At 30.4% G+C, this 25,829-nt stretch carries 23 protein-coding genes and 1 tRNA gene; 6 read left to right on the plus strand and 18 right to left on the minus strand.

What is annotated here, in order from left to right; all coding sequences use genetic code 11:
• Positions 1 to 90: 90 nt before the first annotated feature.
• The 12 genes from miaB to QU666_RS10490 form a co-directional block, all read right to left on the minus strand.
• A complete protein-coding gene (gene miaB / locus QU666_RS10435; protein ID WP_051285857.1) occupies positions 91 to 1,380 on the minus strand; it encodes a tRNA (N6-isopentenyl adenosine(37)-C2)-methylthiotransferase MiaB in 1,290 nt (429 codons plus the stop codon).
• 411 nt (positions 1,381 to 1,791) lie between these two features.
• Positions 1,792 to 1,877: transfer RNA gene (locus QU666_RS10440), tRNA-Leu, on the minus strand.
• Positions 1,878 to 2,174: 297 nt separating this feature from the next.
• A complete protein-coding gene (locus tag QU666_RS10445; RefSeq protein ID WP_021769758.1) occupies positions 2,175 to 3,137 on the minus strand; it encodes a M23 family metallopeptidase in 963 nt (320 codons plus the stop codon).
• A gap of 39 nt (positions 3,138 to 3,176) precedes the next feature.
• Positions 3,177 to 3,647: a hypothetical protein gene (locus QU666_RS10450; RefSeq protein ID WP_021769759.1), complete on the minus strand. Its 471-nt coding sequence runs from the start codon at positions 3,645 to 3,647 to the stop codon at positions 3,177 to 3,179.
• A gap of 12 nt (positions 3,648 to 3,659) precedes the next feature.
• The gene (locus QU666_RS10455) at positions 3,660 to 3,893 is read right to left on the minus strand and encodes a hypothetical protein (protein WP_021769760.1); all 234 of its coding nucleotides are present in this window, start codon (positions 3,891 to 3,893) and stop codon (positions 3,660 to 3,662) included.
• A gap of 68 nt (positions 3,894 to 3,961) precedes the next feature.
• Positions 3,962 to 5,167, minus strand: coding sequence for a bifunctional phosphopantothenoylcysteine decarboxylase/phosphopantothenate--cysteine ligase CoaBC (gene coaBC, locus QU666_RS10460; RefSeq protein WP_021769761.1), 1,206 nt, complete (start codon positions 5,165 to 5,167; stop codon positions 3,962 to 3,964).
• Positions 5,168 to 5,209: 42 nt separating this feature from the next.
• On the minus strand, positions 5,210 to 6,196 hold the full coding sequence (locus tag QU666_RS10465) for a DNA cytosine methyltransferase (protein WP_021769762.1): 987 nt from the start codon (positions 6,194 to 6,196) through the stop codon (positions 5,210 to 5,212).
• Positions 6,197 to 6,207: 11 nt separating this feature from the next.
• Positions 6,208 to 7,056 carry an NgoPII family restriction endonuclease gene (locus tag QU666_RS10470; protein ID WP_021769763.1) on the minus strand — a complete coding sequence of 283 codons (849 nt, stop codon included), beginning with the start codon at positions 7,054 to 7,056 and terminating at the stop codon, positions 6,208 to 6,210.
• A gap of 36 nt (positions 7,057 to 7,092) precedes the next feature.
• Positions 7,093 to 8,541: a cysteine--tRNA ligase gene (gene cysS, locus QU666_RS10475; protein WP_036071460.1), complete on the minus strand. Its 1,449-nt coding sequence runs from the start codon at positions 8,539 to 8,541 to the stop codon at positions 7,093 to 7,095.
• Between the two features lie 41 nt (positions 8,542 to 8,582).
• On the minus strand, positions 8,583 to 9,230 hold the full coding sequence (locus tag QU666_RS10480) for a retron system putative HNH endonuclease (RefSeq protein ID WP_021769765.1): 648 nt from the start codon (positions 9,228 to 9,230) through the stop codon (positions 8,583 to 8,585).
• Complete coding sequence (locus QU666_RS10485) at positions 9,214 to 10,434, minus strand: AAA family ATPase (protein ID WP_021769766.1); 1,221 nt, start codon at positions 10,432 to 10,434, stop codon at positions 9,214 to 9,216. The genes QU666_RS10480 and QU666_RS10485 overlap by 17 nt, the downstream gene beginning before the upstream one ends.
• Before the next feature lie 30 nt (positions 10,435 to 10,464).
• On the minus strand, positions 10,465 to 12,804 hold the full coding sequence (locus QU666_RS10490; protein WP_021769767.1) for an endonuclease MutS2: 2,340 nt from the start codon (positions 12,802 to 12,804) through the stop codon (positions 10,465 to 10,467).
• An 802-nt stretch (positions 12,805 to 13,606) separates the two neighbouring features.
• Here QU666_RS10490 and ppc point away from each other — a divergent pair.
• The 6 genes from ppc to QU666_RS10520 all read left to right on the plus strand — a co-directional run bounded on the left by ppc (position 13,607) and on the right by QU666_RS10520 (position 20,166).
• Positions 13,607 to 16,408 (plus strand): phosphoenolpyruvate carboxylase, encoded by a 2,802-nt coding sequence (gene ppc / locus QU666_RS10495; protein ID WP_021769768.1) that lies wholly within the window; start codon positions 13,607 to 13,609, stop codon positions 16,406 to 16,408.
• Between the two features lie 157 nt (positions 16,409 to 16,565).
• Positions 16,566 to 16,922, plus strand: a complete 357-nt coding sequence (locus QU666_RS10500; protein ID WP_036071463.1) for a PepSY domain-containing protein — start codon at positions 16,566 to 16,568, stop codon at positions 16,920 to 16,922.
• Positions 16,923 to 16,972: 50 nt separating this feature from the next.
• Positions 16,973 to 17,548, plus strand: a complete 576-nt coding sequence (locus QU666_RS10505; RefSeq protein WP_304984828.1) for a PepSY domain-containing protein — start codon at positions 16,973 to 16,975, stop codon at positions 17,546 to 17,548.
• 76 nt (positions 17,549 to 17,624) lie between these two features.
• Complete coding sequence (locus tag QU666_RS10510; protein WP_021769772.1) at positions 17,625 to 17,942, plus strand: PepSY domain-containing protein; 318 nt, start codon at positions 17,625 to 17,627, stop codon at positions 17,940 to 17,942.
• A gap of 184 nt (positions 17,943 to 18,126) precedes the next feature.
• Positions 18,127 to 18,798, plus strand: coding sequence for a response regulator transcription factor (locus QU666_RS10515; RefSeq protein WP_021769773.1), 672 nt, complete (start codon positions 18,127 to 18,129; stop codon positions 18,796 to 18,798).
• 33 nt (positions 18,799 to 18,831) lie between these two features.
• Complete coding sequence (locus tag QU666_RS10520) at positions 18,832 to 20,166, plus strand: HAMP domain-containing sensor histidine kinase (RefSeq protein WP_021769774.1); 1,335 nt, start codon at positions 18,832 to 18,834, stop codon at positions 20,164 to 20,166.
• Positions 20,167 to 20,245: 79 nt separating this feature from the next.
• On the opposite strand, the gene QU666_RS10525 is transcribed toward QU666_RS10520, so the two are convergent.
• From QU666_RS10525 to QU666_RS10550, 6 genes are all read right to left on the minus strand, one after another.
• Positions 20,246 to 21,349: a hypothetical protein gene (locus QU666_RS10525; protein ID WP_021769775.1), complete on the minus strand. Its 1,104-nt coding sequence runs from the start codon at positions 21,347 to 21,349 to the stop codon at positions 20,246 to 20,248.
• 519 nt (positions 21,350 to 21,868) lie between these two features.
• Positions 21,869 to 23,053, minus strand: a complete 1,185-nt coding sequence (tuf, locus tag QU666_RS10530) for an elongation factor Tu (RefSeq protein ID WP_304984829.1) — start codon at positions 23,051 to 23,053, stop codon at positions 21,869 to 21,871.
• 253 nt (positions 23,054 to 23,306) lie between these two features.
• Positions 23,307 to 23,768: a hypothetical protein gene (locus QU666_RS10535; protein ID WP_021769023.1), complete on the minus strand. Its 462-nt coding sequence runs from the start codon at positions 23,766 to 23,768 to the stop codon at positions 23,307 to 23,309.
• 24 nt (positions 23,769 to 23,792) lie between these two features.
• Positions 23,793 to 24,425: an RNase H1/viroplasmin domain-containing protein gene (locus tag QU666_RS10540; protein WP_021769022.1), complete on the minus strand. Its 633-nt coding sequence runs from the start codon at positions 24,423 to 24,425 to the stop codon at positions 23,793 to 23,795.
• A gap of 21 nt (positions 24,426 to 24,446) precedes the next feature.
• Entirely contained in the window at positions 24,447 to 25,157 is a 711-nt protein-coding gene (gene fabG, locus QU666_RS10545) for a 3-oxoacyl-ACP reductase FabG (RefSeq protein WP_036070614.1), read from the minus strand.
• Between the two features lie 69 nt (positions 25,158 to 25,226).
• Positions 25,227 to 25,703 carry a septal ring lytic transglycosylase RlpA family protein gene (locus tag QU666_RS10550; RefSeq protein ID WP_021769020.1) on the minus strand — a complete coding sequence of 159 codons (477 nt, stop codon included), beginning with the start codon at positions 25,701 to 25,703 and terminating at the stop codon, positions 25,227 to 25,229.
• Positions 25,704 to 25,829 lie beyond the last annotated feature (126 nt).

Consider the following 25,829-nt stretch of genomic DNA (forward strand, 5'->3'; position numbering starts at 1 on the left):
CGGACGTCCTCTTTTCTTTTTTACAGGTTCAATCTGCTCTTGCTGATTTTTTCCCATCTCGACTTCTCTCTCTGTCTCTTTTTTCTTCATTTACTCCTCCACCAACTCTCCATATAATGTCCATGTTTTTGCATCATAAATTCTTGTATTCACAAATTTCCCTTTCAAATCCTTTCTATCGCTCTTAAATAAAACTATTTTATGCGTAGAACTTCTTCCTGTCAACATTTCAGGATTTTTTCTGCTCGGTCCTTCCACAAGCACTTTAACAATTTTTCCAAGATATTTCTGGCTTTCTTCTTTTGCCTTCATATTCTGTAATCTCATAAGCTGCTGCAGTCTCTCATTTTTTATTTGCTCATCGACTTGTTTGCCCATCGTAGCCGCAGGAGTCCCTGTTCTCTTTGAATACATGAACATAAACGCATTTTCAAATCCAACTTCATTCACAACATCCATCGTGTCTTGAAAATCTTCATCTGTTTCCCCTGGAAAACCTACGATAATATCTGTTGTAAGCCCAATATCAGGTACTTTCTCCTTAATTTTTTTAGCAAGTGCAATAAATTCCTCTTTTGTGTATCCTCTGTTCATTGCATCCAAAATTTTTGTAGAACCGGATTGCAGCGGCAGATGCAGCATTCTTGCTATTTTCGGGTTTCTTGCGATTGTATCAATTACTTCATCACTAAAGTCCTTTGGATGTGGCGACACATATTTTATCCAGAAATCTCCTTCTACATTTGCACTTTCCTCCAATAATTCTGCAAAATTATCCTGCCCATTTGCAAAATCGCTTCCATACGAATTTACATTCTGTCCTAAAAATAATATCTCTTTGTATCCTTTTTTTGTATATTGTTCAACATCACTAACTATTTCGTTAAGCGGTACAGAACGCTCCATTCCACGTACATAAGGAACTATACAAAATGTACAATAATTATTGCATCCATAAGTTATGGAAATTGAAGCTACGATATCATCCCCAAAGTCAGCATCAACCCTTGTCGGCAATTCATCCTCATCATCCACCATAACAATATGTGTTTCTTCCCCAGATTCAATTCTTTCTAAAATATCAGGAATTCTTCCTATATTCTGATTTCCAAGTACCAAGTCCACATAAGGAGTCTTTTTAATAAATTCATCCCTTACTTCCTGAGCAAGGCATCCTGTAACACCTATAATCATTTTCCCATCTTTTTCTTCCTTTATTCTTTTCAAATCCCCAAGTTTTCCATACACCTTAACAGCCGCCCCTTCTCTTACTGTACAAGTATTCAAAAATACCAAATCCGTATTTTCAATATCTTCTGTCATATGGTACCCCATTGTTTGTAACATTTGTTTCATTTTTGCACTTTCATTTACATTCATCTGACAACCATAAGTTATTATTGTTGCTCTCTTTTCCACTTTTTCCCTCCAAATTTTGTTCTATTTCTTAAAAGTCTATGATTTTTTCCTGAACAGTTTTTGAATTGCTTAAATATGATAAATTTTTACCACTTAAATAGCTCTAACTATCCAAGTATAAGTCTTTATTTTCAAGTTTGTTTTTTCTTGCCCTAATGGTATCATTTTTATTTTAGAATTTCAAGAAATTTTTATTCTTTTTTTTAATTAATAATTTTTATTTCTTAACACTTAATTTAAAAAAATAATACCAAATATCATTTCTCGTATTTCACAATAACAGTCACTTTATTATCACTTACTTTATTCTAAAATAAAAAACACTCTAGGAGTGTAGAGTGCAATTTATTATGAAAAAATTTAATTTATTATTGGTGCCCGAGGCCGGAGTCGAACCGGCACGATATAAAATCGACGGATTTTGAGTCCGTTGCGTCTACCAATTTCACCACTCGGGCATATTTTATAAATTACCTACTTAGTATAATATATTTTTTAAATTTTGTCAACTAATTTTAAAATTTTTTTTGATATTTTTTACAAAGTTTATAGTATACTTAAAATCAAATTCAAAAGCTATGACTATTTTACTCAAATCCTAAATTTATATAATTTTTAATAGTTCTATTTTAAATGGGTTTGAGTATATATTTAGATCTTTATAAAATCAAATTAATATAACTGAAATTCATTTATTCTAATCATAGCTTTAAACTTTATTCTCGATTATTTTTACTATAAACTAAATTTATTATTTACATCCTCTTTTTCCTAATTCTTCTTCTCAGATTTTTAACTTTATTTGAATTTTGGTTCATTTTACTACCATCTGGATTTAGCTTTTCTTCAGTAAATACACTTGCATTTCTAAAAGCAGCATCATATCCTTTTGTTTCAAACCATTCTGTTTTAGCTGCTTCAGTTTGAGCATTTATTTCTTGTTTTGTCATTTGATCTCCATTTTTTATCTCAAAATACATTTCTGGATCTACCCTATTTACAAGACCTTTTCCACGCATTTCAAAGGCTATTTCAAAATGTAGATGTGGAGCATGTGTCCCGCTTGCATTTCCCGTCACACCTGATTTAGCTATTACTTGTCCAGCTTTTACCGTATCTCCAACTTTTACATTTACTTCACTTAAATGGCAATATCTAATGTACTTTATCTGCATTGTGTTTGGATCATAGTTACTGCTATAGTCCATTTCTCTTGCACTTAATTTTGGATGATAGTCTTTTCTCTTTATTTTCTCTAATTCTTTTGGATCAACTTCTAAATAGAAATTCAATCCATAACCTGTTTTATCAACATACATATCCACAATTTTACCATCCAGCACAGCATAAACATCTGTTCCTGGCAATGCAAAAATATCAATTCCTTGATGTCCTCTCGCTCCATTACTTCTCGTTAGCCCAAATTTAGCCGAGTCAGGATAAACTTCCCCACGAAAATTGTAATACGTAACTTGCGGGTTCTTTATCGGATCAATTCTGAAAATTTTATCTTCTTCATCTCCATTCACACCATTATTTCCAGAATCAATATTTTTCCTAATAAACATCATTCCAACAATTATAATTCCTAAAATTAATAAAGTTGTTACACCTATAATTATCCCTGTTTTCCTGCCAGATTTTGAATTTTCCTTTTCTACTTTTTCTTCTTTTTTTTCATCCAAAACCTCATCTACATTTTTATTTTCATTTTCCATAATAATCAATTTGCTAAATTTGAATAGCCTCTCCTTCTTTTATTTATTTTTTTCTTCATCCAGAATGTATTCTTCAATATAAAAATTAGAAATATGTGAAGAAAATCCTTCTATTTTCTGATATTCCTTTATTTTTTTCCTAGCCTCTAATTTTGATAAACATACTGATAAAATTCGATGTTTTTCCTTTGCTTTATCTTTACCAATATAATAAAAATGAGAAAGTACGTATAATTTTTGGTTTTTGGAATTGTCAATTTCTACATCATCTTCTCTATAATAAGTAACATAACCACCTTCCCATCCAGCATATTTATCCAAATGACATTTTTCTAGCCAGAACCCATCCAAATGTGAACAAAATCCTTTAATTTTTTTATATTTTTCCAGTGCATTCAATCCTTCTTCCCTTGTATAATAGGCACCTAAAAACCTTGCTTCCTCATTCCACTTATACTTATCATAGACATCTCCATAATCATATCCATGTGATAAAATCCATATTTTCATAGTTTCTCCTAATTATTTAAGGCTTTTAGATTTAAACCCTTTTGTGTAATAATCTTTCCCAATTATCATGGTTCTAATTTTAAATCCTTCAGGGAAATCCCTAAAACCTTTCATGTCTTTCCATTTATCAACAATTTCCAATGCTTTTTCCTTTGTTGAAAAAAAACCTATCAATTTATCATCATCCTTTTCATCTCTATGATACAGCATGTATACTTTTTTTATCTTTTGTTTTTCAGATTTCATAATTTATTCTCCCTTTTACAAAATCAATGAACTTATAAAAATCAACACATTCATAATTTCAAAAAACTTTATCTCTTTTTCAACTCAAAAATAATCTCTCTCAAAATATCATAAGCCAGTTCTATTTTACTTTTCTGACTAATTTCCACCGAAGTCCTATCTTTTCTAATAATCTCAATCACATTTTCATCGCTGCCCATTACAGATGCATTATTTGCCACTATAATATCCAAATTTTTCTTTTCCAGCTTTTTCAAGGCATTTTCCTTTATATTGTTAGTTTCTGCTGCAAATCCAACTAATAGCTGTTTTTCTTTCTTCTTGCTCATCTCTAGCAAAATATCAGGATTTCTAACTAATTCTATAACCAAATCTGAATCAGATTTTTTTATTTTTTCCTTTTTGTATTCCTTTGGTCTGTAATCAGCAACTGCCGCACAAGTTATGAAAATATCAGTATTTTTAAAATATTCATCCACTTTTTCATACATTTCAAGTGCTGATTCCACAGAAATAAAATTTTTAAGCCCATTTGGAATTTTCAAGTCCGTAGGCCCGCTAATTAACGTTACTTCTGCTCCCAGATCAGCCGCCGCCTGAGCAAGTGAATACCCCATTTTCCCACTTGAATTATTTGACAAATATCTGACTGGATCAATATTTTCCTTTGTTCGCCCGCTTGTTATAAGAATTTTTTTACCTTTCAAGGCTGTATCAAAATTCTCAAATTTTGAAAAAATACTGTATCTTTCTATTTCATCGACAATATCTTCTGGCTCGCTCATTCTCCCCTTCGCACTGTAATTGCAGGCAAGCAGTCCTTCTTCTGCATCAATAAACCTGTATCCAAAAGATTTCAGTTTATCAATATTCTCTTTTAAAATCGGATTTTCATACATATTTACATTCATTGCCAAAGCAAAAAACACTGGTTTTCTAACTGAAACAGCAGCAAGAATCGTCGTAAGCATATCATCCGCAATCCCATTTGCCACTTTCCCAATTATATTATAAGTCGCAGGTGCAATCAAAACCATATCTGCCCAATCTGCAAGTGAAATATGCTCCACCTCATAATGCGGATTGCTGTCCCACATATCCACATAAATCCTATTTCTTGATAAAGTTTCAAGAGTCAAAGGTCCAATGATTTTTGTAGCATTTTCAGTCATTACAACTTTCACGTTATATCCTTTTTTTTTCAAAAGTGATACAATCCCAGCCGATTTATATGCCGCAATTCCCCCTGTAACTCCTACTAAAATATTTTTCATTTTTTTCCTTTACTTTTTTATTTACTTCTTTTTGTTTAAATTTTACAATAAATACTGCTTAATATGTTTAGCTATTTCGTATGCTAAATTTACTGGTACAGCATTTCCAATCATTTTGTAACCCGTATCAAGATTATCATAAATAAATTCAAATTCATCTGGAAATCCTTGTAGTCTGGCACATTCTCTAACTGACAAACGTCTATATAATCTTTCTTTTCCTTTGATGAACTCAAACTTGTCCTTTCCTACCTTTAACATTTTTGGAGCATTAGGATGCTGTGGAGCCTGCCTTCCACTTGCCTGTATTGTAAAAGAAACTTCATTCCAGTTTCTGACTCTATTTCTACTCATATAGATAGTCGAATAGTTTCCTGTAAAATATTCATGATTCTTTACTATACATTTATCATGATTACTTTTATTTTTTTCCTTTGCTGGAATTGCTGTTTTTTCTAGATCCAATAAAATATCTCTCATCACTTTCCTATTCTTTTCAGCTACTGGATTTGGAAATTGAAAATTATTAATTTTCATATCTTTTCTAAATCCAATAAAAAAGACTCTTTTTCTATCTTGAGCAACTCCATAATCTTTAGCATTTAATACATCCATATATACATCATATCCAGATTCATCAAATAAATTAAGAATATTTTTCACCGCAACAGAATGTCTTTTTGATAACATTCCTGAAACATTTTCGGCAACAAAAAATTTAGGTTTTTTTTCTCTTAAAATTCTTATATAATCAAAAAATAATTTCCCTCTGTCGTCTTCAATTCCGCGTAACGCTCCTGCTTCACTCCAGGACTGGCAGGGAGGACCTCCTATAATTCCGTCGCAATCTGGAAATTCCTTTGAATCTACTTTTCTTATATCTTTTTTTATTATTGGAATTTTATGATTTTTTTCATACGTACTCCAAATTGTTTTGTCAATCTCATTTGCCATTAAAATTTTAAAACCTGCTTTTTCAAATCCTAAATCCATTCCACCAGCACCTGAAAATAAACTTATTATATTCATTAACTTTCCCCCTATATTTTAAAAGTAATCAATTTTGCATTTTTTAACTTACATGGATTATTTGGATTTTTTATTTTTATATTCTTTATTTGAGAATTTTTTGTTAAATTTACTAATGTTTTGAGTTTTTCTATTTCTACTTTACTAAATTTTTCCCACTTTTCATCATTTATAACACACATTAAGTTAAACTCTTTTTCATCATCTATTTTATATACATAATCAAATACTTTTAGTGGATTTTCAATTCCCCACATACCTCTTATTCTAAAATATGTTATTCCTAAAGGATCTACCCTGTTTACTCTTCCTATTTCGTTTGTTTCTGCAAATTCTAAGCAATCTATTGCATTAATTCCTGATTTTATTTTACTTTTTATTTTTTCATATATTTTATTCTCTGCAGCATAGTCTTCTCCGTATACAAATATAAGAGAATTTAATTTATTATTTTTACAACTCCCTACTACATAGATAATATCTTTTTCTTCCCATTTTTCACAATTTCTACATGCTTCTGTTATCATAGAACTATTCGAATATAATTTCGCTTTCGGATATGAACTATTTAAAGCCAATGATGAATTTCTACTTTCAATTTTTTTTACTTCAATAGCATCTCCATTTTTTAAGATGATATCTGGTGGATTATTTTTGTTTCCAGTATAAGAAAAAATTTTATCATATTTTTCTAATTTTTCTTCATCACTTAAATTAAAAGCATCTGAAAATAAATCCTTTATATACATTTCTAAAGCATCTCCTACGCTATTTATTTTATTTTTACTTGTATAATATTCTTTTATCTCAGTTATTGGATTATTTATCAAATTTATTATTGCATTTATTATACTTGCCATTATTTCATCTCCATCTTATTTTAAAATCTATAACATTTAAAAATTATAATCTGTACTTCCATCCTTATTATCCTTAATTTCTACCCCAAGTGCCTTCAATTCATCCCGAATTTCATCAGATAATTTGAAATTTTTCTCGCTTCTTGCCTCACTTCGTAATTTTATCAGCAATTCAATTAATTTTTTTGTCAATTCCATATTTTCTCCATCTTCCTCCTTCACAGCATTTTCTACTTCAATCGCTATTCCAAACACATTTTCTATTTTTGCCTTCAAAGAATCAAAAGATTTTTTTATTTCATAATAAATTCTGGAAAACTCACTTTCATTTGTGGAAATAAATTTATTTGTTTCCCTAATCTGATCAAAAATAGTCGCTAGTGCCTGTGGTGTATTCATATCCTCATCCATCGCCTCTTCAAATTTTTTATCAAATTCTTCAATTTTTTGAGAAAACTCTGAATTTTTAACATTTTCTATTTTTTCATTCTTATATTTTTCAACAATATTTTCAAATTTATTCATTGATTTTACAATGTTTTGCAACGCTTTTTTTGTATCCTCCATATTCTCGAATGAAAAGTTAATTGGCTTTCTGTAATGAGTGCTAAGAATAAAAAGTCTTACTACATTTCCAGAAAATTTTTCAAGTATTTCACGAAGCAAAAAGAAATTTCCTAGCGATTTTGACATCTTGTCGCCATTTATCTGAATAAATCCGTTGTGAAGCCAGTAATTTGCAAAGTTTCCGTGATAAGCACACTTGCTTTGGGCAATCTCATTTTCGTGATGCGGAAAAACTAAATCCTGTCCACCGCCATGAATATCAAATGTATCCCCAAGATATTTTTTTGCCATCGCACTGCATTCTATATGCCATCCAGGACGTCCCTGTCCCCAAGGCGATTCCCAAAACGGCTCTCCATCCTTCTTTTTCTTCCAAAGTGCAAAGTCTACTGGATTTTTTTTAATTTCCGACACATCAATCCTAGCCCCAAGTTCCAGTTCCTCAATTTTCTGATTTGACAATTTCCCATAATCCTTATATTTTTTTACCTCAAAATAGACATCCCCATCTTTCTCGTAAGCAAACCCGTTATCAATTAATTTTTGAATAATCTCAATAATTTCTGCCATATTCTCAGTAACTTTAGGTCTTTTCACACTATCAAGAATATTCAGCTTACTGATATCCTCAAAAAAATATTTTATATATTTTTCCGAAACCTCACTCGCAGAAGTCCCTTCTTCCATAGACTTATTTATAATCTTATCATCCACATCCGTAAAATTCTGCACAAACTCGACTTCCATCCCCTTATGCTCAAAATACCGTGCCAACGTATCAAAAATCACAATCGGACGTGCATTCCCCAAATGTATGTAATTATAGACAGTAGGTCCGCAAACATACATTTTTACCTTATTTTCTTCTATTGTCTTAAATTCTTCAATTTTATTTGTCATTGTGTTGTAAAGTTTCATTTTTTCTCCTTGAAAAATCTTCTTATTTTTTAGATTATTTCTTATAAAATTTTAATATTTTCTATTAAAAACTTTTTTAATGTTGGAAGTTCATCAAAATAATTTATAATTTCTATTTTCTCATCATTATTTCTTGAGTTTTTAATGGTATTTAATATCTGATTTATATAACTTTTTCTATAATCACATAATTTATTTTCATTTAAATTTAAAATTTCAATTGTCTTTATTGCCTTCTCGTATTCAAGTCCAGCTTCTTTTTTTGGAATAATTTTACCTGTTCTTATGCTATATGAAAAATATTCTTCTGGATTTTCTTTAACTGGATTTATAAACAAATTATCCCATTTATTGCCTTTCGACTGCCCACAAGTATTTTTATCTGAACAAGATGTTAAAAAATTTTTATAATCAAAAGTAAGATTTCTAAATTCACTTTTCGGCTTTATATGTTCTATGTGGCATTCTTTTTCTTTCTTGTCTTCTTCAAAATCATCATTTTCAAAAAAGATTATCATTTCACAATAAGGACAATAACTTTTATCGTCTATTTTCTGCTCATTTTCCAGCATGTATTTTTTCAATTTCCTTTTTATCTCAAAATCTAAGTCTTTCCAATCTTTAGGTCCGTTTTTCTTTTTAAACTTCGAAAAAAATTCTGGTTCATCTTTTTTATTCACTTTCAACATTTTTCAAACCTCGTTTTTTTCTAATTTGAATATCCATATCCATTAAAAGCAAATCCTCATCCTTATTACCTAATATTTCTCGTAATTCTTTATATTTAGTTTTAAATTCTTCACTCTCATATTCATTTTTATCCACTAACTCCCCAGCCTCTTCCAACAACTTAAACACTTTGGGATTTCTAGTAGTTTCCAATCCCATAATATCCTTCAATACTCTATCCGTTGGCTGTCCATAAGAATCATACAACTCATCCCCAGTTTTAATCACAATTTTCCCTTCACCATCCTTATCTAGCAACATAATATTCTCTTTTTTTACACTTCCTAAAATATGTGGCGAATGTGTTGCAATAATTATCTGATTATTTTTCCCAATTTTTCTATATACATCCACTATTCTTTGTTGCCATTTTGGATGCAACGAAAGTTCAGGCTCATCGATCAAAATAATTGAATTTTCAGGATTTAACATTTTTATAGCCAAAGTCCGTAAAAATAATTGTTTTTCACCAGACGATAATTCGTTTATATCAAATTCATCTCCTGAAGAATTTGTGAAAAGTGTAATATTTCTACCATCTTGTGAAATATCTTCAACTTTTACATCTATATTTAAATTTTCAAATATTTCATTTATTTCATCAAAAACTTTTCTTTGGATATCTTCGACTTTTTCATTTTTATTTTTAAACATTTCTGAAATCATTTTTGTTGCAATATAGGACGGAATATCTTTTATTAAATTTGTGTTTACAATATTTAAAAATTCATATTTCTGTACTAAATTAGTAATAGCTATATCCATTTTCTGAAAATTTATTTCTGTTGGAACATAAATTATTTTAGGAAGAATTAATAAATTTTTTTTAATAACCAAATATGAAGAATCATTCAGATTCTCTTTTTTATCATTTAAAGAAAAATATTTCAAAGCACTATAAAAATATTTTTCACTTCCTATTTTATCTATACATTCTTTTTCTTCTTTTTCAAAAAATATTTGCAAATTATTAATAATTTTTATTGCTTGAATATCAATGTAACTTTCGAAATAGTCTTTAATACTTTCTAATATTCTAGTTTTTCCACTTCCATTTGAACCTGCTAAAACTACTAAATCTAACGGCTTATCATTTTTTTCAAAATTTATAGATATATCTCTCAATCCTTTAAATTCTTTTATATGAAGATTTTTGATTTTCATAAATTTTCATTCTCCTTTAAATCAAATGTCCTACTTCAAAGTAATCACCGTACACCCAATTCCACCTTCATTTTGATTGGCATCTTTAAATTCTGTTACATATTTTGAAGTTCTTAGGTATTCGTGGATTTTTTTTCTTAGTACCATTGTTCCTTTTCCGTGAATTATGTAGATTTCGTGGTAGCCTGTTAGCATTGCTCTGTCCATGTATGTTTCTAGTTCTGCGATTGCTTCGTCGGCATTCATTCCACGTAAGTCGATTTCTCCTCGTACTTGGGAAGTTCGTTTTAATGAGGCGAAGTTTTTGAATTTGTTTGTTTTTTTCTTTTGGATTTTTACAATGTCGTCAGTTGATACAACCAGCTTTAATATTCCAGTTTGCACTTGAATACGGTTATTTGGCATTATTTTCAAAATCTTTCCGTTTTGATTCATTGTTTTTACAAGCACTTCTTCCCCAACAGCAAAATCTACGTTTTGAGTAACAACTTTCTTTTCTTTTACATTTTTCTTTTTATCTGTAATGAATGATTCACGTAGCATATTCAGGCTTCTTTGAGCGTTTTTTGCATCTTCTTTTTTAGATTCCTCGCTGTTAATTTTGTCAATTAGGTTTTTGGCTTTTGCCTGCATGTTTTTCAAGTAATTGTCGGCTTCCTCGTAGGCACGTTTTATAATTTCATTTTTTTCATTTTCAAGTTTTATCATATTTTGCTCATAAATGCTCTTTTGCTTGTCAAGTTCAGTTCTTGTTGCTTCTAATTGTGCCTGCATTGTTTCCAATTCATCATTTTTTTCTTTTATTGATTTTAGCATTTCTTCAACACGCTGATTGTCTTCACTTATGTAACTTTTTGCATTTTCAATTACTTCTTCACTAATTCCGTATTTTCTTGCAATTATAAGAGCGTTACTTTCACCCGGTATTCCTTCCAGCAGTCTGTACGTTGGAGATAACGTTTCTACGTTAAATTCCATTGAAGCACTTTTAATTCCTGTTGTGTTAAAGGCATAGGCTTTTACTTCGCTGTAATGGGTTGTAATTATTGAAGTTACGTGTTTTTTGTTCAAGTAATCAATGATTGCCATTGCAAAAGCAGCCCCTTCCATCGGATCAGTTCCACTTCCCAATTCATCCATCAATACAAGTGATTTACTGTTTGCATTTTCAATTATATCTTTTATTTTGCTAACATGCCCTGAAAATGAGGATAAGTTTTGCTCAAGACTTTGTTCATCCCCAATGTCAGCCAGTACATTGTGAAAATATCCAATTTCAGTTTTTTCATTTGCAGGAATTGGAATACCAGATAATGCCATAATTGTAAGAAGGCCAGCCACTTTCAATGTTACTGTCTTCCCTCCAGTATTAGGCCCTGTAATAAGCATTATATTTTCAGGATTCCCAAGTTCAAAATTAATCGGCACAACTGTATTTTCATCAATTAGTGGATGTCTCGCTTCAACCAGTTTCAAATATTCTTTATTAATAATTTTTGGAACAATACATTTTTTATTAACTGAATAAGTCGTTTTCGCATCAATAAAGTCCAGTCTTTCCAAAATTTCCTTAATTTCTAGAATTTCTTCTTTTTTTGTCTTCACAAGTTCTGTAATTCTAAGCAGTATTTTTCTAATTTCCTCACGCTCACGAGCCTCGTATTCACGTAATTTATTATTTAATGAAACAATATTTAAAGGCTCAATGTAAACTGTGCTTCCTGTTGCAGACCTATCATGTTCTATTCCTTTAATAAGCCCTTTAAAATCTGTCTTTACAGCAATTACGTATCTATCATTTCTTTGAGTTATTATTCTTTCTTGAATGGCATTTTGCGTACTTTTATTCGAAATCAGCTCATCAAATTTCTCTTTTATATTTGCATTAATATTCTGTTTCTGCCTTCTCACATCACGAAGTCCAATCGAAGCCTCGTCCTTCAATACTCCTTCATCGTTAATTGCTTCTGAAATAAAGTTCTCAATATCCTTAACTTCCTCAACATCACTAAACAGATTCCAAATCGTTCTATATTTATCCCTGACATTCTTAGCCCTGCTTTTAGAAATTCTAAAAATCATCAAATTTTTTTTCAAAACTGACAAATCCTCAGCACTCAAATAAGAACCAATAATATCAATAGAATTCATCATTCTAGTAATATCTGCAAGCCCTGCAAGTTCCAAACCATCATCATACTTATAAAAGTCAATCATCTCCATCATAAGCATAAGTTCTTTATCCAAAACCGATTTTTCCTTTATAATATCAATATCCAGAAACTTTTCTTTCGTTTTTTCCAGTCGTGATAAATCAATAAGTTCATTAATTATCTTATAAAATTCCAATACATCATAATTTTTTTCCATTTTCTTTTCCTCAACATTCTTTTTTTCTTTTATTTAATATTTTAAAAATCCTATATTCTTATTTAAATTATATGAAACAAATTATTATTAATAAAGATTTTTCTTGATAATTTTATACTTTTTCTTTTTTATAAAGCAAAGGGGAACAGTCGCCATCCCCTTTTATTTCGCAATATTAGTTATTTCAATTTCTTCAAATTATAATATCTGAAGATTTTAGCGAAAGTGCTACGCACTAATCCCCGCTCGTCTAAGCATTTTTTTAAAATAAAAATGAAACTCGCTACGTAAAACTTCGCTCAAACAATCATTTTCATTCCAAAAAAATCACGACAGTTTTAATTTAATCACATAATTGTGATACTAGAAAAGTAAGCAAAATTTCGTTAAAGAAAAAATAACTGTTTGAGATTTTGGAATAAATTTTAAATAATATTTAGTTAATCATGTAAAAATAACCTTTATTCCAAATCGAGTTTTATTTTTTCTTTATAAGAAATTTTTGCGTAAAGCGTGGGTGCAGGGAGATGGCGTCTGATCTCCCTGCTTAAAATAATTTAAATAATAAATTCACTATATAAAAAAATCTACTTAAATTAACTAAAATAACAAAATTATTTTTAAAAAATATTTTTTATAAATTTTTCATATTTTGTTAAAATTATATCACATTTTGTAATAATTTAAAATCGCTATTTAATACAAAACGTTTTTGTGATATAATTTAAAAGGTAAAATACTTAAAATAAAAGAATTTAGATAATAAGTAGAATTTTATACAAAGAAAGAGAGTGTGAAATAAATGGATTTAAAAAATTTACCGATAACTCCTTTACCGTCAGTGAAACTTGATAAGCATCAGGAGGATTTGCTTGTTCATAATGAACTTTTTGCAACTCTTCTAGGTGAAACGATTTTTAGATATGCGGGTTTACATATTTATGAAGTTACTGAAAAATTGAAAGAAGCTTCAAGAAAATACTATAAGACGCAAAAACAGGAAGCTAGAAAAAATTTGTCGTCTTTTTGTTCGGATCTTACTGATGCGGAAATTTTACGTGTGATAAGAGGTTTTTCGATTTTTTCAGCACTTGCAAATATTGCTGAAGATGTGTATCAGACTCATGAACAGCGATATGCAAAGATTTCCAACAAACTGCAGATTGGATCTCTTGAAAAATCACTAAAAAATTTGAAGAAAAAGGGAATTAGTCAGGATAAAATATTGAAGGCTATGGAAAAAGTCTCAATTGTGCCAGTCTTAACAGCACATCCGACACAAGTTCAAAGAAAAAGTATTCTGGATTTGACAAAAAAATTAACTGATATTCTTGATAAATATGAAAATGTAAAATCTCATCAAATTGATGAAAATGAATGGCTTAATGATTTAAGCCGTGGTATTCAGATCTGGTGGCAAACTGCAATGTTACGGGCTACCAAATTGCGTGTAACAGATGAAATAAGCAATGCTCTAAGTTATTACAACATTACATTTTTCAATGAAATTCCAAGACTTATGAATAAATTTCAGGAAATTTCAAAAACATTGGGAAATTCTGAAGTAAAATCTCAAGCTCTACTTCCACTTACTATGGGAATGTGGATCGGTGGAGATCGGGACGGAAATCCTTATGTTACAGTAAATACATTGGAACAGTCGGCACAGGAACAGGCTATAAAATTATTCCAGCATTATCTTGATGTAGTTCGTGAAATTTACAGAGATTTATCAATGTCTATTTCAATGACAAATGTGACTGAGGAACTGCAAAAATTGGCTGATGCTTCTGGAGAAGTTTCGCCACACCGAACACGTGAGCCATACCGTCGTGCATTGACAACAATAACAGATAGACTGCTTGCAACAGCTTATAAATTGTGTGATTATAACCGTGATTTATTACCGCCAAAAAGAAAAAATGGAATTGACCTTCCCTACAAGTCAGCTAATGAATTTACAAACGATTTGATAATCGTGGCAGAATCTCTTAAAAAGAACAACAGCGAATTTTTAACACAAGGAAAATTAAACAATCTAATCAGTGCCACAAAAATATTTGGATTCCACCTTGCGACAATTGATTTAAGACAGGATTCCAGCGTTCACGAAGTATGTGTTGCAGAACTTTTGAAAAATGCAAACATTCTAGGAGATTACTTGAGCCTGTCAGAAGACGCAAGATGTGAAATTTTGCTACGGGAACTGGAACATGACCCTAGAATTTTAAGCGATCCAACAATTCCACAAAGTGAAACACTAGCCTCAGAACTTGCAATTTACAGAAAGGCAAAATCTTTGAGGGAACGTTTCGGAAGTAAAATTATTGAAAAAAATCTGATTTCTCATGCAACAAGCGTTTCAGATATGCTAGAGATAGCTATTTTACTAAAAGAAGCCAATCTTGCAAAAGGAAATGAAGGAAATGAATTTTGCGATTTACAGATTGTTCCGCTTTTTGAAACAGTGGAAGATTTAATTGCGGCTCCTGATATTTTGAGAAAATGGTTTAATTTACCATTAGTAAAAAAATGGATGGATAAAAAAGGTCGAAAACAGGAAGTTATGCTAGGATATTCAGACAGCAACAAAGATGGTGGATATTTAAGTTCAAGCTGGTCTTTATACAAGGCGCAGAAAGAACTGACTGCAATCGGACGGGAATTTGATGTGGAAATCTCATTCTTCCATGGGCGTGGAGGAACAGTAGGACGTGGTGGCGGTCCAAGTTATGAAGCCATTTTAGCACAGCCTGAAGGAAGTACAGACGGAACAATCAGACTTACAGAACAGGGAGAAGTAATCGGTGCAAAATACGGAAATCCTGATTTAGGATTAAAAAATCTGGAAGCATTGGTTTCGGCCGCTCTTGAATCAAGTGCATTGACAGAGGAAGATGCAGACTGGGAAGAATATGAAAAAATAATAGAAAATGTTTCACAATTAAGTTATTATGCCTACCGTGACTTAGTTTACAATACAGACGGATTTTCAGACTTTTTCTTTGAAGTTACGCCAATAAACTTTATTGCAGGGTTAAATATTGGTTCAAGACCGTCTTCACGTAAAAAAACACAATCACTAGACAGCCTAAGAGCAATCCCATGGGTGTTCTCATGGTCGCAAGCAAGAATAATGCTTCCGGGATGGTACGGTGTAGGAACAGCGTTTACAAAATGGATTGACAATGATGATAAAAAACTGGAAATTCTGCAAAATATGTACAAGCAATGGCCATTCTTCCGTTCAACAATTTCAAATGTTGACATGGTTTTATCAAAAACAGATTTGTCAATTTTTGCTGAATATGTAAAACTAGCAAGCGACCAGGAAACTGCACAGAAAATTTTTAAGGAAATAGAAAAAGAGTGGATTTTAACAATTGATATATTGAAAAAAATTACAGGAAATGATTTCTTGCTGGCAGATAATCCAGAACTAGCGAGCAGTCTACGAAATCGTCTGCCGTATTTTGACTCAATGAATTATTTACAAATTGAATTAATAAAACGTTCAAGAGCTGGAGACGATTCAGAAGAACTGAGAAAAGCCATTCATATTTCAATAAACGGACTTGCAACAGGACTTCGTAACAGTGGATAATACAAATAAAAGGAATAATTCTAATTAAAAATTAGGGCTGTTCCTTTTTTTGTAAAAATTTTTTTCCATTCATTTTATATTCATAAAACTGTTCTATAATGTATTCAAGATAAGAGGGAAAGGCAGAAAGCAAATGAATACTGAAGGAGAGAGAAAAATGAAAAATAAAGCTATAAAAATTGTAATTTTTGGAATGGCATTATTAGGAATACTTGGTATTGCTTACGGAGCAAGCAGAAAATATAGAAATAGAAACAGAGTTCCAAACGATGCAGTTTATATTAACAACAATGTAGGCAGTTCACAAAATGTAACAATGGAAAAAGCAAAATCAATTGCACTTGCACAAGTGCCAGGAGCAAATGAAAGCCATTTTGGAGAAATAGATTTGGATCACGATCACGGAAGAACAGTTTATGAAATCGAAATTTTTTACAATAATTCAAAATACGAATTTGATATAGATGCTTCAACAGGAGAAATTGTTGGAACTGAAGTAAAGCATCACAATTAAGAATTATTAATTCAAAAAACTAAAGTTAAATAAAAAATGAAGGAGAAATTATGAAAAAGAAAATCTTGAGTATTATATTATTAGGAATTATGGCATTAGGAGTGTCAGTAGCTGTAAACGCAAAGAGCAAAAATAAATATAATAGAGACATTACTTCAAATAGCTACATTGGAGTAAACAGAGCAATGAACATTGCGTTAAAAAAAGTTCCAGGAGCAAGCAATTCCCACGTAAAAAAAATTCACTTGGACAGAGAAAATGGAAGAATGGTTTATGAAGGAGAAATTTATTATAACGGACAGGAATATGAATTTGATATTGATGCTGTAACTGGTGACATTGTAAAATGGAAAGTAGACGGAGTTTCAAATAATTCTGCTTACATTAGTAGAAATGTGAACAATTCGCAAACTATAACAATGGAAAAAGCAAAATCAATTGCACTTGCACAAGTGCCAGGAGCAAATCAAAGCCATTTTGGAAAGATAGACTTAGATTATGATCACGGAAGAGCAATTTATGAAATCGAAATTTTTTACAATAATTCAAAATACGAATTTGATATAGACGCTTCAACAGGGGAAATTATTGGAACTGAAGTAAATCATTACAATAGAAATTATTAAAATATAATATAAATAAAAAATCTTGCAAAAATTTTTAAATCAAAAAAAATTTAAATGAAAAAGAAGGAGAAAAATTATGAAAAAGAAAATTTTAAGTATCGCATTATTAGGAATCATGGTATTAGGAGTATCAGTAACTGTAAACGCAAAAAGCAAGCATAAATACAACAGAAACATTGCTTCAAACAGTTATATTGGAGTAAACAGGGCAATGAATATTGCATTGAAAAAAGTGCCAGGAGCGAATAGTTCCCACGTGAAAGAAATCCACTTGGACAGAGAAAATGGAAGAATGGTTTATGAAGGAGAAATTTATTATAACGGATGGGAATATGAATTTGATATTGACGCAGTAACTGGTGCAATTGTAAAATGGAAAGCAGACAGAGATTAATAAAATAAATTAAAAAATATTCTTACAGAGGGTTGATTGAAAATTTACTATTTTCAGTTTACTCTCTTTTTATTTTTTTAAATTCGTGATATATTATAGTAAAATTGCTATAGTTTTTACATTAGCATAATAAAAAATTAAGATTTTAGCATTTGCTAAAAAATAATGCAGGAGAGAATTAAATATGAAAATTTTGTTGGCAGAAGATGAAGTAGATTTGAATAATGTTGTAACAAGGTATCTAAAAAAAAATGGATATAGTGTAGATAGCGTGCTTGATGGGGAAGAAGCACTTGATTATCTGGAATATGGGGAATATGATTTAGTAATTCTGGATATTATGATGCCAAAAGTAGATGGATTTGAAGTTATCAAAAAACTTAGGAATAAGGGAAATCATACTTCGATTCTTATGCTTACTGCAAGAGATAATGCAGACGATAAAGTAAAAGGGCTTGACTTGGGGGCTGATGACTATATTGTAAAACCATTTGACTTTAATGAGCTTTTGGCAAGAATTAGGGCAGTTGTGAGAAGAAAATATGGAAATAGTTCAAATAAGCTTGTGATAGGAGATTTGATTTTAGATACTTCAGAAAAATCAGTAACAAGAGCTGGAAAACAGATAGAATTAACTGGAAAGGAATATGAAGTTCTGGAATACCTTATGCAAAGCAAAAATCGGATTTTAAGCAGAGAGCAGATTAAGGAGCATGTGTGGGATTTTGATTACGAAGGAGATTCCAATATAATTGACGTTTTGATAAAAAACATTAGAAAAAAAATAGACGTAGAAGCTGGAAAGCAAATAATTTACACAAAAAGAGGACTTGGATATGTTATAAAGGAGGATTAGTCCATTTTGTACAAAGAAAGGAATAATTGAGTTTTGAAAGACAAAGTAAATAAAATTTGGGAAAATTTTCCTGTAACTGTAAAGATAACCCTCTGGTATACTGCTTTTATAGTTATTTTGATAGCGATTATGCTAGCTGGCTCTTTTACTGTTGCAGACAAGATAACAGGGGACTTAAACCAGAAGGAACTTATGGAATCAGTAGTTGAGATGGCTTCTGATCCTAACGATTTTGATGATTTTGATGACGGGATTTATTTTGTAAAATATAATAATGCTGGAATAGAAATGGCTGGAATGTCGCCGAGGGGATTTGATTTGACGTTAAATCTTGTAGAAAACACAGTTAGAACTTATGAAAAAAATGGAGGAAAATACTATTATTTTGATAAAAAAATAGATACCCCTGAAGGTGAATGGATTAGGGGAATTATACCAGTAAATAAGTTGACAAATGAAGTCAATAGAATGCTTTTAATAATTTTAATTTCAAGTCCGTTATTATTATTAATAATAATTTATGGAGGATATAAAATCATTAAAAAAGCCCTAAATCCTGTATCAAAAATTTCCAATACAGCCTCAGAAATTCAAAAAAACGGCGATTTTTCAAAAAGGATTGAAATTGACGAAGGAAAAGATGAAATACACAAGATGGCAAATGCCTTTAACGAAATGCTAAATTCACTTGAAAATTCTTATATACGTGAAAAACAGTTTAGTTCAGACGTTTCACATGAACTTCGGACGCCTGTAAGCGTTATACTTACAGAAAGCCAATATTCGCTGGAATATGCAGATACTTTAGAGGAAGCAAAGGACTCTTTTTCTGTGATTCAGCGTCAAGCCAAAAGAATGTCAGAACTAATAAATCAAATAATGGAACTTTCCAAAATAGAAAAGCAGATAACGATTGATTTACAAAAAATGAATTTTTCAGAAACAGTACAAAAAATATTGGATGATTACAAAAATCTGCTAAGTGAAAAAAATATAAAAATCTCAAAAGGTATTGAACAAAATATATTTATAAATGGTAATAAAGTAATGATTGAAAGACTGCTTGACAATTTGCTTAATAATGCAATGAAATTTACAAAGGATGAAATAAGTGTAAAATTGTATTCAGAAAATGAAAGTTGCATTATGGAGATTGAAGATAATGGAATTGGAATATCTGATGAAGATAAAAAACTTATTTGGGGAAGATTTTACCAAGTAAATGACTCACGAAACAAAAAAGTAAACAAGGGCTTTGGACTAGGACTTTCATTAGTTGCAAAAATCATTGAGCAGCATAATGCAAGTATTGAGGTTGAAAGTGAATTGAATAAAGGGACGAAATTTGTTACAAAATTTAATTTATAAAAGTTAAATCGTATTCAAAAAAGAGATGAAATATTTCATCTCTTTCCTTTTATATGAATCAATTTACATTAAGTTGTTATTATTTAACTTCTAATCCAACTTTTAATCCTGCTCTTAATTCATTGTATTCTCTTGTATATTTATCTGAACTTGTGTAACGTCCATCATTAGCATATCCTTTAACAGTTTCTTTGTTAACAACTCTGTATTTAACCATAGGATTTAATGTTAATGTTCCTACTGGTAAATCAATTCCTGTCTTATATCCTAATCCAGTCCATACTGAGAAGTTATTTGAGAATCCATGTCTAGAAGTATGTTTTTCCCATTCATTTTCAGCATTGATTAATCCATAGAATCCACCGAAACTAGGTGTTTTATAAGTAGTTCCTACTACATAGTCTAAATATACATTAGATTTAGCATCTTTTCCAGTTGCAACCAATTTACCTTTTGCATCTCTTAATTTATGAGTTAATCCTACATTATAATCTAAGCTTCCAATTCCATTATCAAAGATTTTTCCACCGTTTTCTAAAGCAACATTAAGTCCCCATCCAGATACTTTTCCTTTTTGGAAGTCGTTTCCTTCCCAAACGTTATCTGCACTTTTTCCACCTGATTGATCAAAATAAACTGCTTGAGTTTTTGCACTGAACTCTTGTCCAAAGAAGTTAATTGCAAATGTAGGTCCTACATAAATTTCATTTGATGTTCCTCTATGTCCAGAGTATCTTCCTGTTCCTTTTGAAGATTTATAAGTCCATCCTAAATCCCATTTAGAAGTCCAAGAACCTAAAGTAATGTCTTTATACAATGCAATATCAGATTCCCAAGTTTGAGATTTATCAACAGTTCCTTTTGTTCCTGTTTTAGTTTGATAATTGAATTTATTTGTTCTTCTATCTTGGTCATTTTGGAATTCAAATCTCAATCCCATATTTCCTTCATCTACTAAATGTAAATCTCCACCAAAGATGTTTCTCCATCTAGCTTTTTCTTTGTTTTCACCTTTGAATCCTGCGATTCCTAATCCATTTCCAGTGTTCGCCTTTTTGTCTGTATAACTTTGTCTAAATTCAGTAGAGAAATGAATTTCTTTTAATGTATCTTGATCTTGATCAGCTAAAGCTAGACTAGATACGCTTAATACTAATGCTAATACTCCTAATACTTTTTTCATTGTTTTTCCTCCTAAAAATAATTTTAACAAATATATCTTAACAATTCACAGCTAATTTTAGCATAATAATATGAATTTGTAAAGTTTTTTTTAAAAAAAGCAATTTTATTAATAATAAAGTTAAAATAATTTTCAAACTTAAGCTAAATAATTTGGATTACAGCAACTCAACTTCAAAATTAATAAAAAATATTATATTTTTTGATGAAAATTAAATATAACTTTACAAATTTATCATTTAAAAATACCTTTTTAAAAATTTACTTTAAAGTCTAAGACATACAAATGTACAATATTTAGTATATATAGATACTACAAATCTCATAACTAGTATACCTTATAATTTTCAAAAAAACAATAGCACTATAAATAAATTCAAAAAAATTTTTTAATAATTTAATTAAGTGCTATCATTAATTATATTTTACTTATAAATATCTTATTTTATTAAAAAATTTATCCTACAACATAAAATATTTATTTTTATTTTATCTCTTAACGAAAGTCCTTTACAGAAAACTATTTAGTAATAGTTGCTACTACTCCTGAAGCTACTGTTCTTCCACCTTCTCTTATCGCAAATCTTAATCCTTCTTCCATTGCGATTGGGTGAATTAATTCTACTGTCATTTCAATGTTATCTCCAGGCATTACCATTTCTACACCTTCTGGCAAGTTTACTTCTCCTGTAATGTCAGTCGTTCTGAAGTAGAATTGCGGTTTGTATCCTGTGAAGAATGGTGTATGTCTTCCTCCTTCATCTTTTGTCAATACGTATACTTCTGACTTGAATCCTGTATGTGGATTGATTGTTCCTGGTTTAGCAAGTACTTGTCCTCTTTCCACTTCTTCTTTCTTAGTTCCTCTTAACAATGCTCCTATATTATCTCCAGCTTGTCCTGAATCTAATAATTTTCTGAACATTTCTACTCCTGTTACAGTAGTTTTTGTTGTTGGTTTGATTCCTACGATTTCTACTTCTTCACCAACGTTGATTACTCCTCTTTCTACTCTTCCTGTTACAACTGTTCCTCTTCCTGTAATTGTGAACACATCTTCAATTGGCATTAGGAACGCTTGATCTACTGGTCTTTCTGGTGTTGGAATATATTCGTCAACTGCGTTCATTAATTCCATGATTCTTTCTACCCATTGAGCTTCTCCATTTAATGCTCCTAATGAAGATCCTTTAATTACTGGTACATCGTCTCCAGGGAATCCGTATTCTGTAAGTAATTCTCTTACTTCCATTTCTACTAATTCTAATAATTCTTCATCGTCTACCATGTCAACTTTGTTCAAGTAAACTACGATATAAGGAACTCCAACTTGTCTTGCAAGTAGGATGTGTTCTCTTGTTTGAGGCATTGGACCGTCAGCTGCTGATACTACTAGGATTGCTCCATCCATTTGAGCTGCTCCTGTAATCATGTTTTTTACATAATCGGCATGGCCTGGACAGTCAACGTGAGCATAGTGTCTGTTTTCTGTTTCGTACTCAATGTGAGCTGTGTTGATTGTAATCCCTCTTTCTCTTTCTTCAGGGGCTTGGTCAATGTTTTCAAAATCAACTTTTTCAGCTAGTCCTTTTTCAGCCAATACTTTTGATATTGCTGCTGTTGTTGTTGTTTTCCCATGATCTACGTGTCCGATTGTCCCTACGTTTACGTGTGGTTTGCTTCTCTCAAATTTAGCTTTTGCCATTTTAATTTTTCCTCCATTATTTTTATTTTTTTTATTTTTTTATATGAATTTTTATCATTTTGATTATAACATATTTAAATAATAATTGCAAGTACGGAAAATTATGTGAACAAATAAAAATTTCATTCATATTTCTTAGATTAAATTGAAATACTTTATTTTCGTTTTTCAGTATCTTATTTTTTTATTACTAAAGAAATAAACAAGAGACAAAACGTCCCTTGTTTTTAAAATTATTTGTAATTCTTGGAAATTAATTTCCAGTTTCTTGATTAAAGAAAGAACCAGGGTCATTTAAATTTGAAGAATCATTAGTAATTCCTGAATCTTCTTGAGATCCATTTGTACTTGATGGTGTAATACCAAAATCTGCTGCATGTAATTTATATTCAGGTATTTGATAATTAACTATTTTTTTTATTGTCAAAACACCATCTTTAGACACTGTGCCTTTAACATCTAAAGTAACAAGATCTGAATTATCTACACCGTAATTTTTCATCATAAACTCGTAAATTTTATCCAATAACCCAGAGTTATCTTTTACTGTGAAAGTAAGAACTTTATTGGGAAAAACCAGATTATCTTTTATATACGTAAATGTATTTGTTCCTCTTGTATATTCGCCTTTAAGAGTTTTGTCTGTAATTTTAGTTTTAGACAATCCAATAACAGACGTTATCAACATTATTACTACTAATAATATTTTTTTCATAAAAATCCTCCTTCTATTTTAGTATTATTTGTGAAAACCTAAATCAGCAGGATTAACATCTCCAGAGATTTTTTTTACAGTTCCACCTTTTTTTTCAAATTCATTTCTCATTAAAGTTACTTTTTTTATAAGTTCAATTGTGTCATTTTCCAAATTAGAACTATTATATCGTCCCTTTGACCAATATTCAATAATTAGTGAACTATCCCCACAAATTACTTTTGTATCGTATTTCTTAGCATAAACAAAAGCTGTGTAAATCCCAACTAATTCACCAAAGTTATTTGTTCTAGTATTAGCAACATAATAATTTCCAAATTCATTAATATTTTTTTCATTCATAATTTTGTAAAGCAGCGAATTACCGTCAAAATCAGTCAATCTGACTTCTACGCCGTTGCCACGACCTGTTCCTGCATCAAAATAAATTGCATCACGCTCTAGCTCAGAATACAGTTTCGTCAAATCACTTTTCTCTTTTTTTTCATAATTTGCTCCGGAATTTAGCCATTCTTGTGCTTCAGAAAAATTTTTAAATGATTTATAACGAGCTTTTTTACCGCTTACTTTTTTTTGACAATCTGCCCAGTTTTCAAGTATTCCATTTTCATTTGTATCTATAATGAAATAAGCATAGAATTTTTTATTTTTTGTCATTTTTAAATAAATTTATTTGAATTATAAATTTAATCCTCCATCAACTCTCAAAACTTGTCCTGTAACAAATTTAGACATATCACTTGCTAAATACAATGCAGCATTTGCAACATCTTCAGCATCTCCCATCTTTCTAAGCGGAGTATTTGCAAGTACAGTTTCTACAACTTTTTCAGGTAATACGTGAGTCATATTTGTTTCGATAAATCCTGGTGCAATTGCGTTTGATCTAAGATTTTTTCTACCAAATTCTTTTGCCCAAGTTTTTGCCATAGCGATTACTCCACCTTTTGTAGCTGCATAGTTAGTTTGTCCTGCATTTCCATCTACTCCTACTACAGAAGCCATATTAATTACACTTGAAGCTTTGCTCTTTAATAATAAAGAAACAAAACCTTGCATCACATTGTAGACACCTTTTAAGTTAATATCAATTACTAAATCCCAGTCTGCTTCCTTCATTCTTTGAAGTAGTGAATCTCTTGTAATTCCTGCATTATTTACAAGAATATCCAATCTTCCATATTTTTCTTTGATTTCATTTGCAATTTCTTTTATATTTTCTCTATCAGTAACATTTAATTTAACGTGTGAAACATTTTCATGACTGTAATCAGGATCAATTAAATCTCCAGAAATAACAGTTGCTCCATTTTCAGCAAATTTTAGTGCGATTTCCTTTCCAATTCCTCTTGAACCACCTGTAATTAATGCAATTTTACCGCTTAACACTGTATTTTCCACCTTTCCTTCTTTTCTTTTTAATTTAGAATTTTATAAAAAACTTTAAATAATAAGTAATTATTTTAAAACATCAAGTTTTACTTTTGTAATCCCTTTTCCAGGATTTTCTATTTTTGAAAAAGCTCCATAACTCAAATCAATCACACGTCCCTTAATAAAAGGACCTCTATCATTAATTCTTACAACAACTTCTTTTCCATTACTCAAATTTGTAACTTTTACCTTTGTACCAAATGGAAGAGATCTGTGTGCCGCTACCATTTCATTTCTATTATGTCTTTCTCCATTTGCTGTTTTACTTCCGTGCAGCCCTTTACCATAATATGAAGCTATTCCACTTTGTGAGCTTCCTGAATTAGATGTTTTTTCTTTCGTAGAAGTTGTCTTTGCTTTTGCAACATATAAGTCCGTTCCACTATCAACAGCTTTTATCATTTCATTTTTTATGTAAATTATATTACTATTTGTATTTGTTTCTGCCATTAGTGATAGTGATATTGTCAGACCTGCAATTATAGTAACTATTTTTTTCATTAATTTTTCTCCTTTAATACAATAAAATTTTTTTATGATGTCTAATATTTAAAAAATTAATTTTTCAAAATTTAAACAACTTCTACATTATATCATATTTTTAATGTTTAATTACTTATTTTTTAC

The sequence above is a fragment of the Leptotrichia sp. HMT-225 genome, from assembly GCF_030644325.1.
Lineage (GTDB): Bacteria > Fusobacteriota > Fusobacteriia > Fusobacteriales > Leptotrichiaceae > Leptotrichia > Leptotrichia massiliensis.

Excerpts from the sequence above, each read along its gene's own strand:
- miaB (WP_051285857.1), bottom strand. The coding sequence starts at position 1,380 with ATGAATGTAAATGAAAGTGCAAAAATGAAACAAATGTTACAAACAATG.
- QU666_RS10445 (WP_021769758.1), bottom strand. The coding sequence starts at position 3,137 with ATGGAAAATGAAAATAAAAATGTAGATGAGGTTTTGGATGAAAAAAAA.
- QU666_RS10450 (WP_021769759.1), bottom strand. The coding sequence starts at position 3,647 with ATGAAAATATGGATTTTATCACATGGATATGATTATGGAGATGTCTAT.
- QU666_RS10455 (WP_021769760.1), bottom strand. The coding sequence starts at position 3,893 with ATGAAATCTGAAAAACAAAAGATAAAAAAAGTATACATGCTGTATCAT.
- coaBC (WP_021769761.1), bottom strand. The coding sequence starts at position 5,167 with ATGAAAAATATTTTAGTAGGAGTTACAGGGGGAATTGCGGCATATAAA.
- QU666_RS10465 (WP_021769762.1), bottom strand. The coding sequence starts at position 6,196 with ATGAATATAATAAGTTTATTTTCAGGTGCTGGTGGAATGGATTTAGGA.
- QU666_RS10470 (WP_021769763.1), bottom strand. The coding sequence starts at position 7,056 with ATGGCAAGTATAATAAATGCAATAATAAATTTGATAAATAATCCAATA.
- cysS (WP_036071460.1), bottom strand. The coding sequence starts at position 8,541 with ATGAAACTTTACAACACAATGACAAATAAAATTGAAGAATTTAAGACA.
- QU666_RS10480 (WP_021769765.1), bottom strand. The coding sequence starts at position 9,230 with ATGTTGAAAGTGAATAAAAAAGATGAACCAGAATTTTTTTCGAAGTTT.
- QU666_RS10485 (WP_021769766.1), bottom strand. The coding sequence starts at position 10,434 with ATGAAAATCAAAAATCTTCATATAAAAGAATTTAAAGGATTGAGAGAT.
- QU666_RS10490 (WP_021769767.1), bottom strand. The coding sequence starts at position 12,804 with ATGGAAAAAAATTATGATGTATTGGAATTTTATAAGATAATTAATGAA.
- ppc (WP_021769768.1), top strand. The coding sequence starts at position 13,607 with ATGGATTTAAAAAATTTACCGATAACTCCTTTACCGTCAGTGAAACTT.
- QU666_RS10500 (WP_036071463.1), top strand. The coding sequence starts at position 16,566 with ATGAAAAATAAAGCTATAAAAATTGTAATTTTTGGAATGGCATTATTA.
- QU666_RS10505 (WP_304984828.1), top strand. The coding sequence starts at position 16,973 with ATGAAAAAGAAAATCTTGAGTATTATATTATTAGGAATTATGGCATTA.
- QU666_RS10510 (WP_021769772.1), top strand. The coding sequence starts at position 17,625 with ATGAAAAAGAAAATTTTAAGTATCGCATTATTAGGAATCATGGTATTA.
- QU666_RS10515 (WP_021769773.1), top strand. The coding sequence starts at position 18,127 with ATGAAAATTTTGTTGGCAGAAGATGAAGTAGATTTGAATAATGTTGTA.
- QU666_RS10525 (WP_021769775.1), bottom strand. The coding sequence starts at position 21,349 with ATGAAAAAAGTATTAGGAGTATTAGCATTAGTATTAAGCGTATCTAGT.
- tuf (WP_304984829.1), bottom strand. The coding sequence starts at position 23,053 with ATGGCAAAAGCTAAATTTGAGAGAAGCAAACCACACGTAAACGTAGGG.
- QU666_RS10535 (WP_021769023.1), bottom strand. The coding sequence starts at position 23,768 with ATGAAAAAAATATTATTAGTAGTAATAATGTTGATAACGTCTGTTATT.
- QU666_RS10540 (WP_021769022.1), bottom strand. The coding sequence starts at position 24,425 with ATGACAAAAAATAAAAAATTCTATGCTTATTTCATTATAGATACAAAT.
- QU666_RS10550 (WP_021769020.1), bottom strand. The coding sequence starts at position 25,703 with ATGAAAAAAATAGTTACTATAATTGCAGGTCTGACAATATCACTATCA.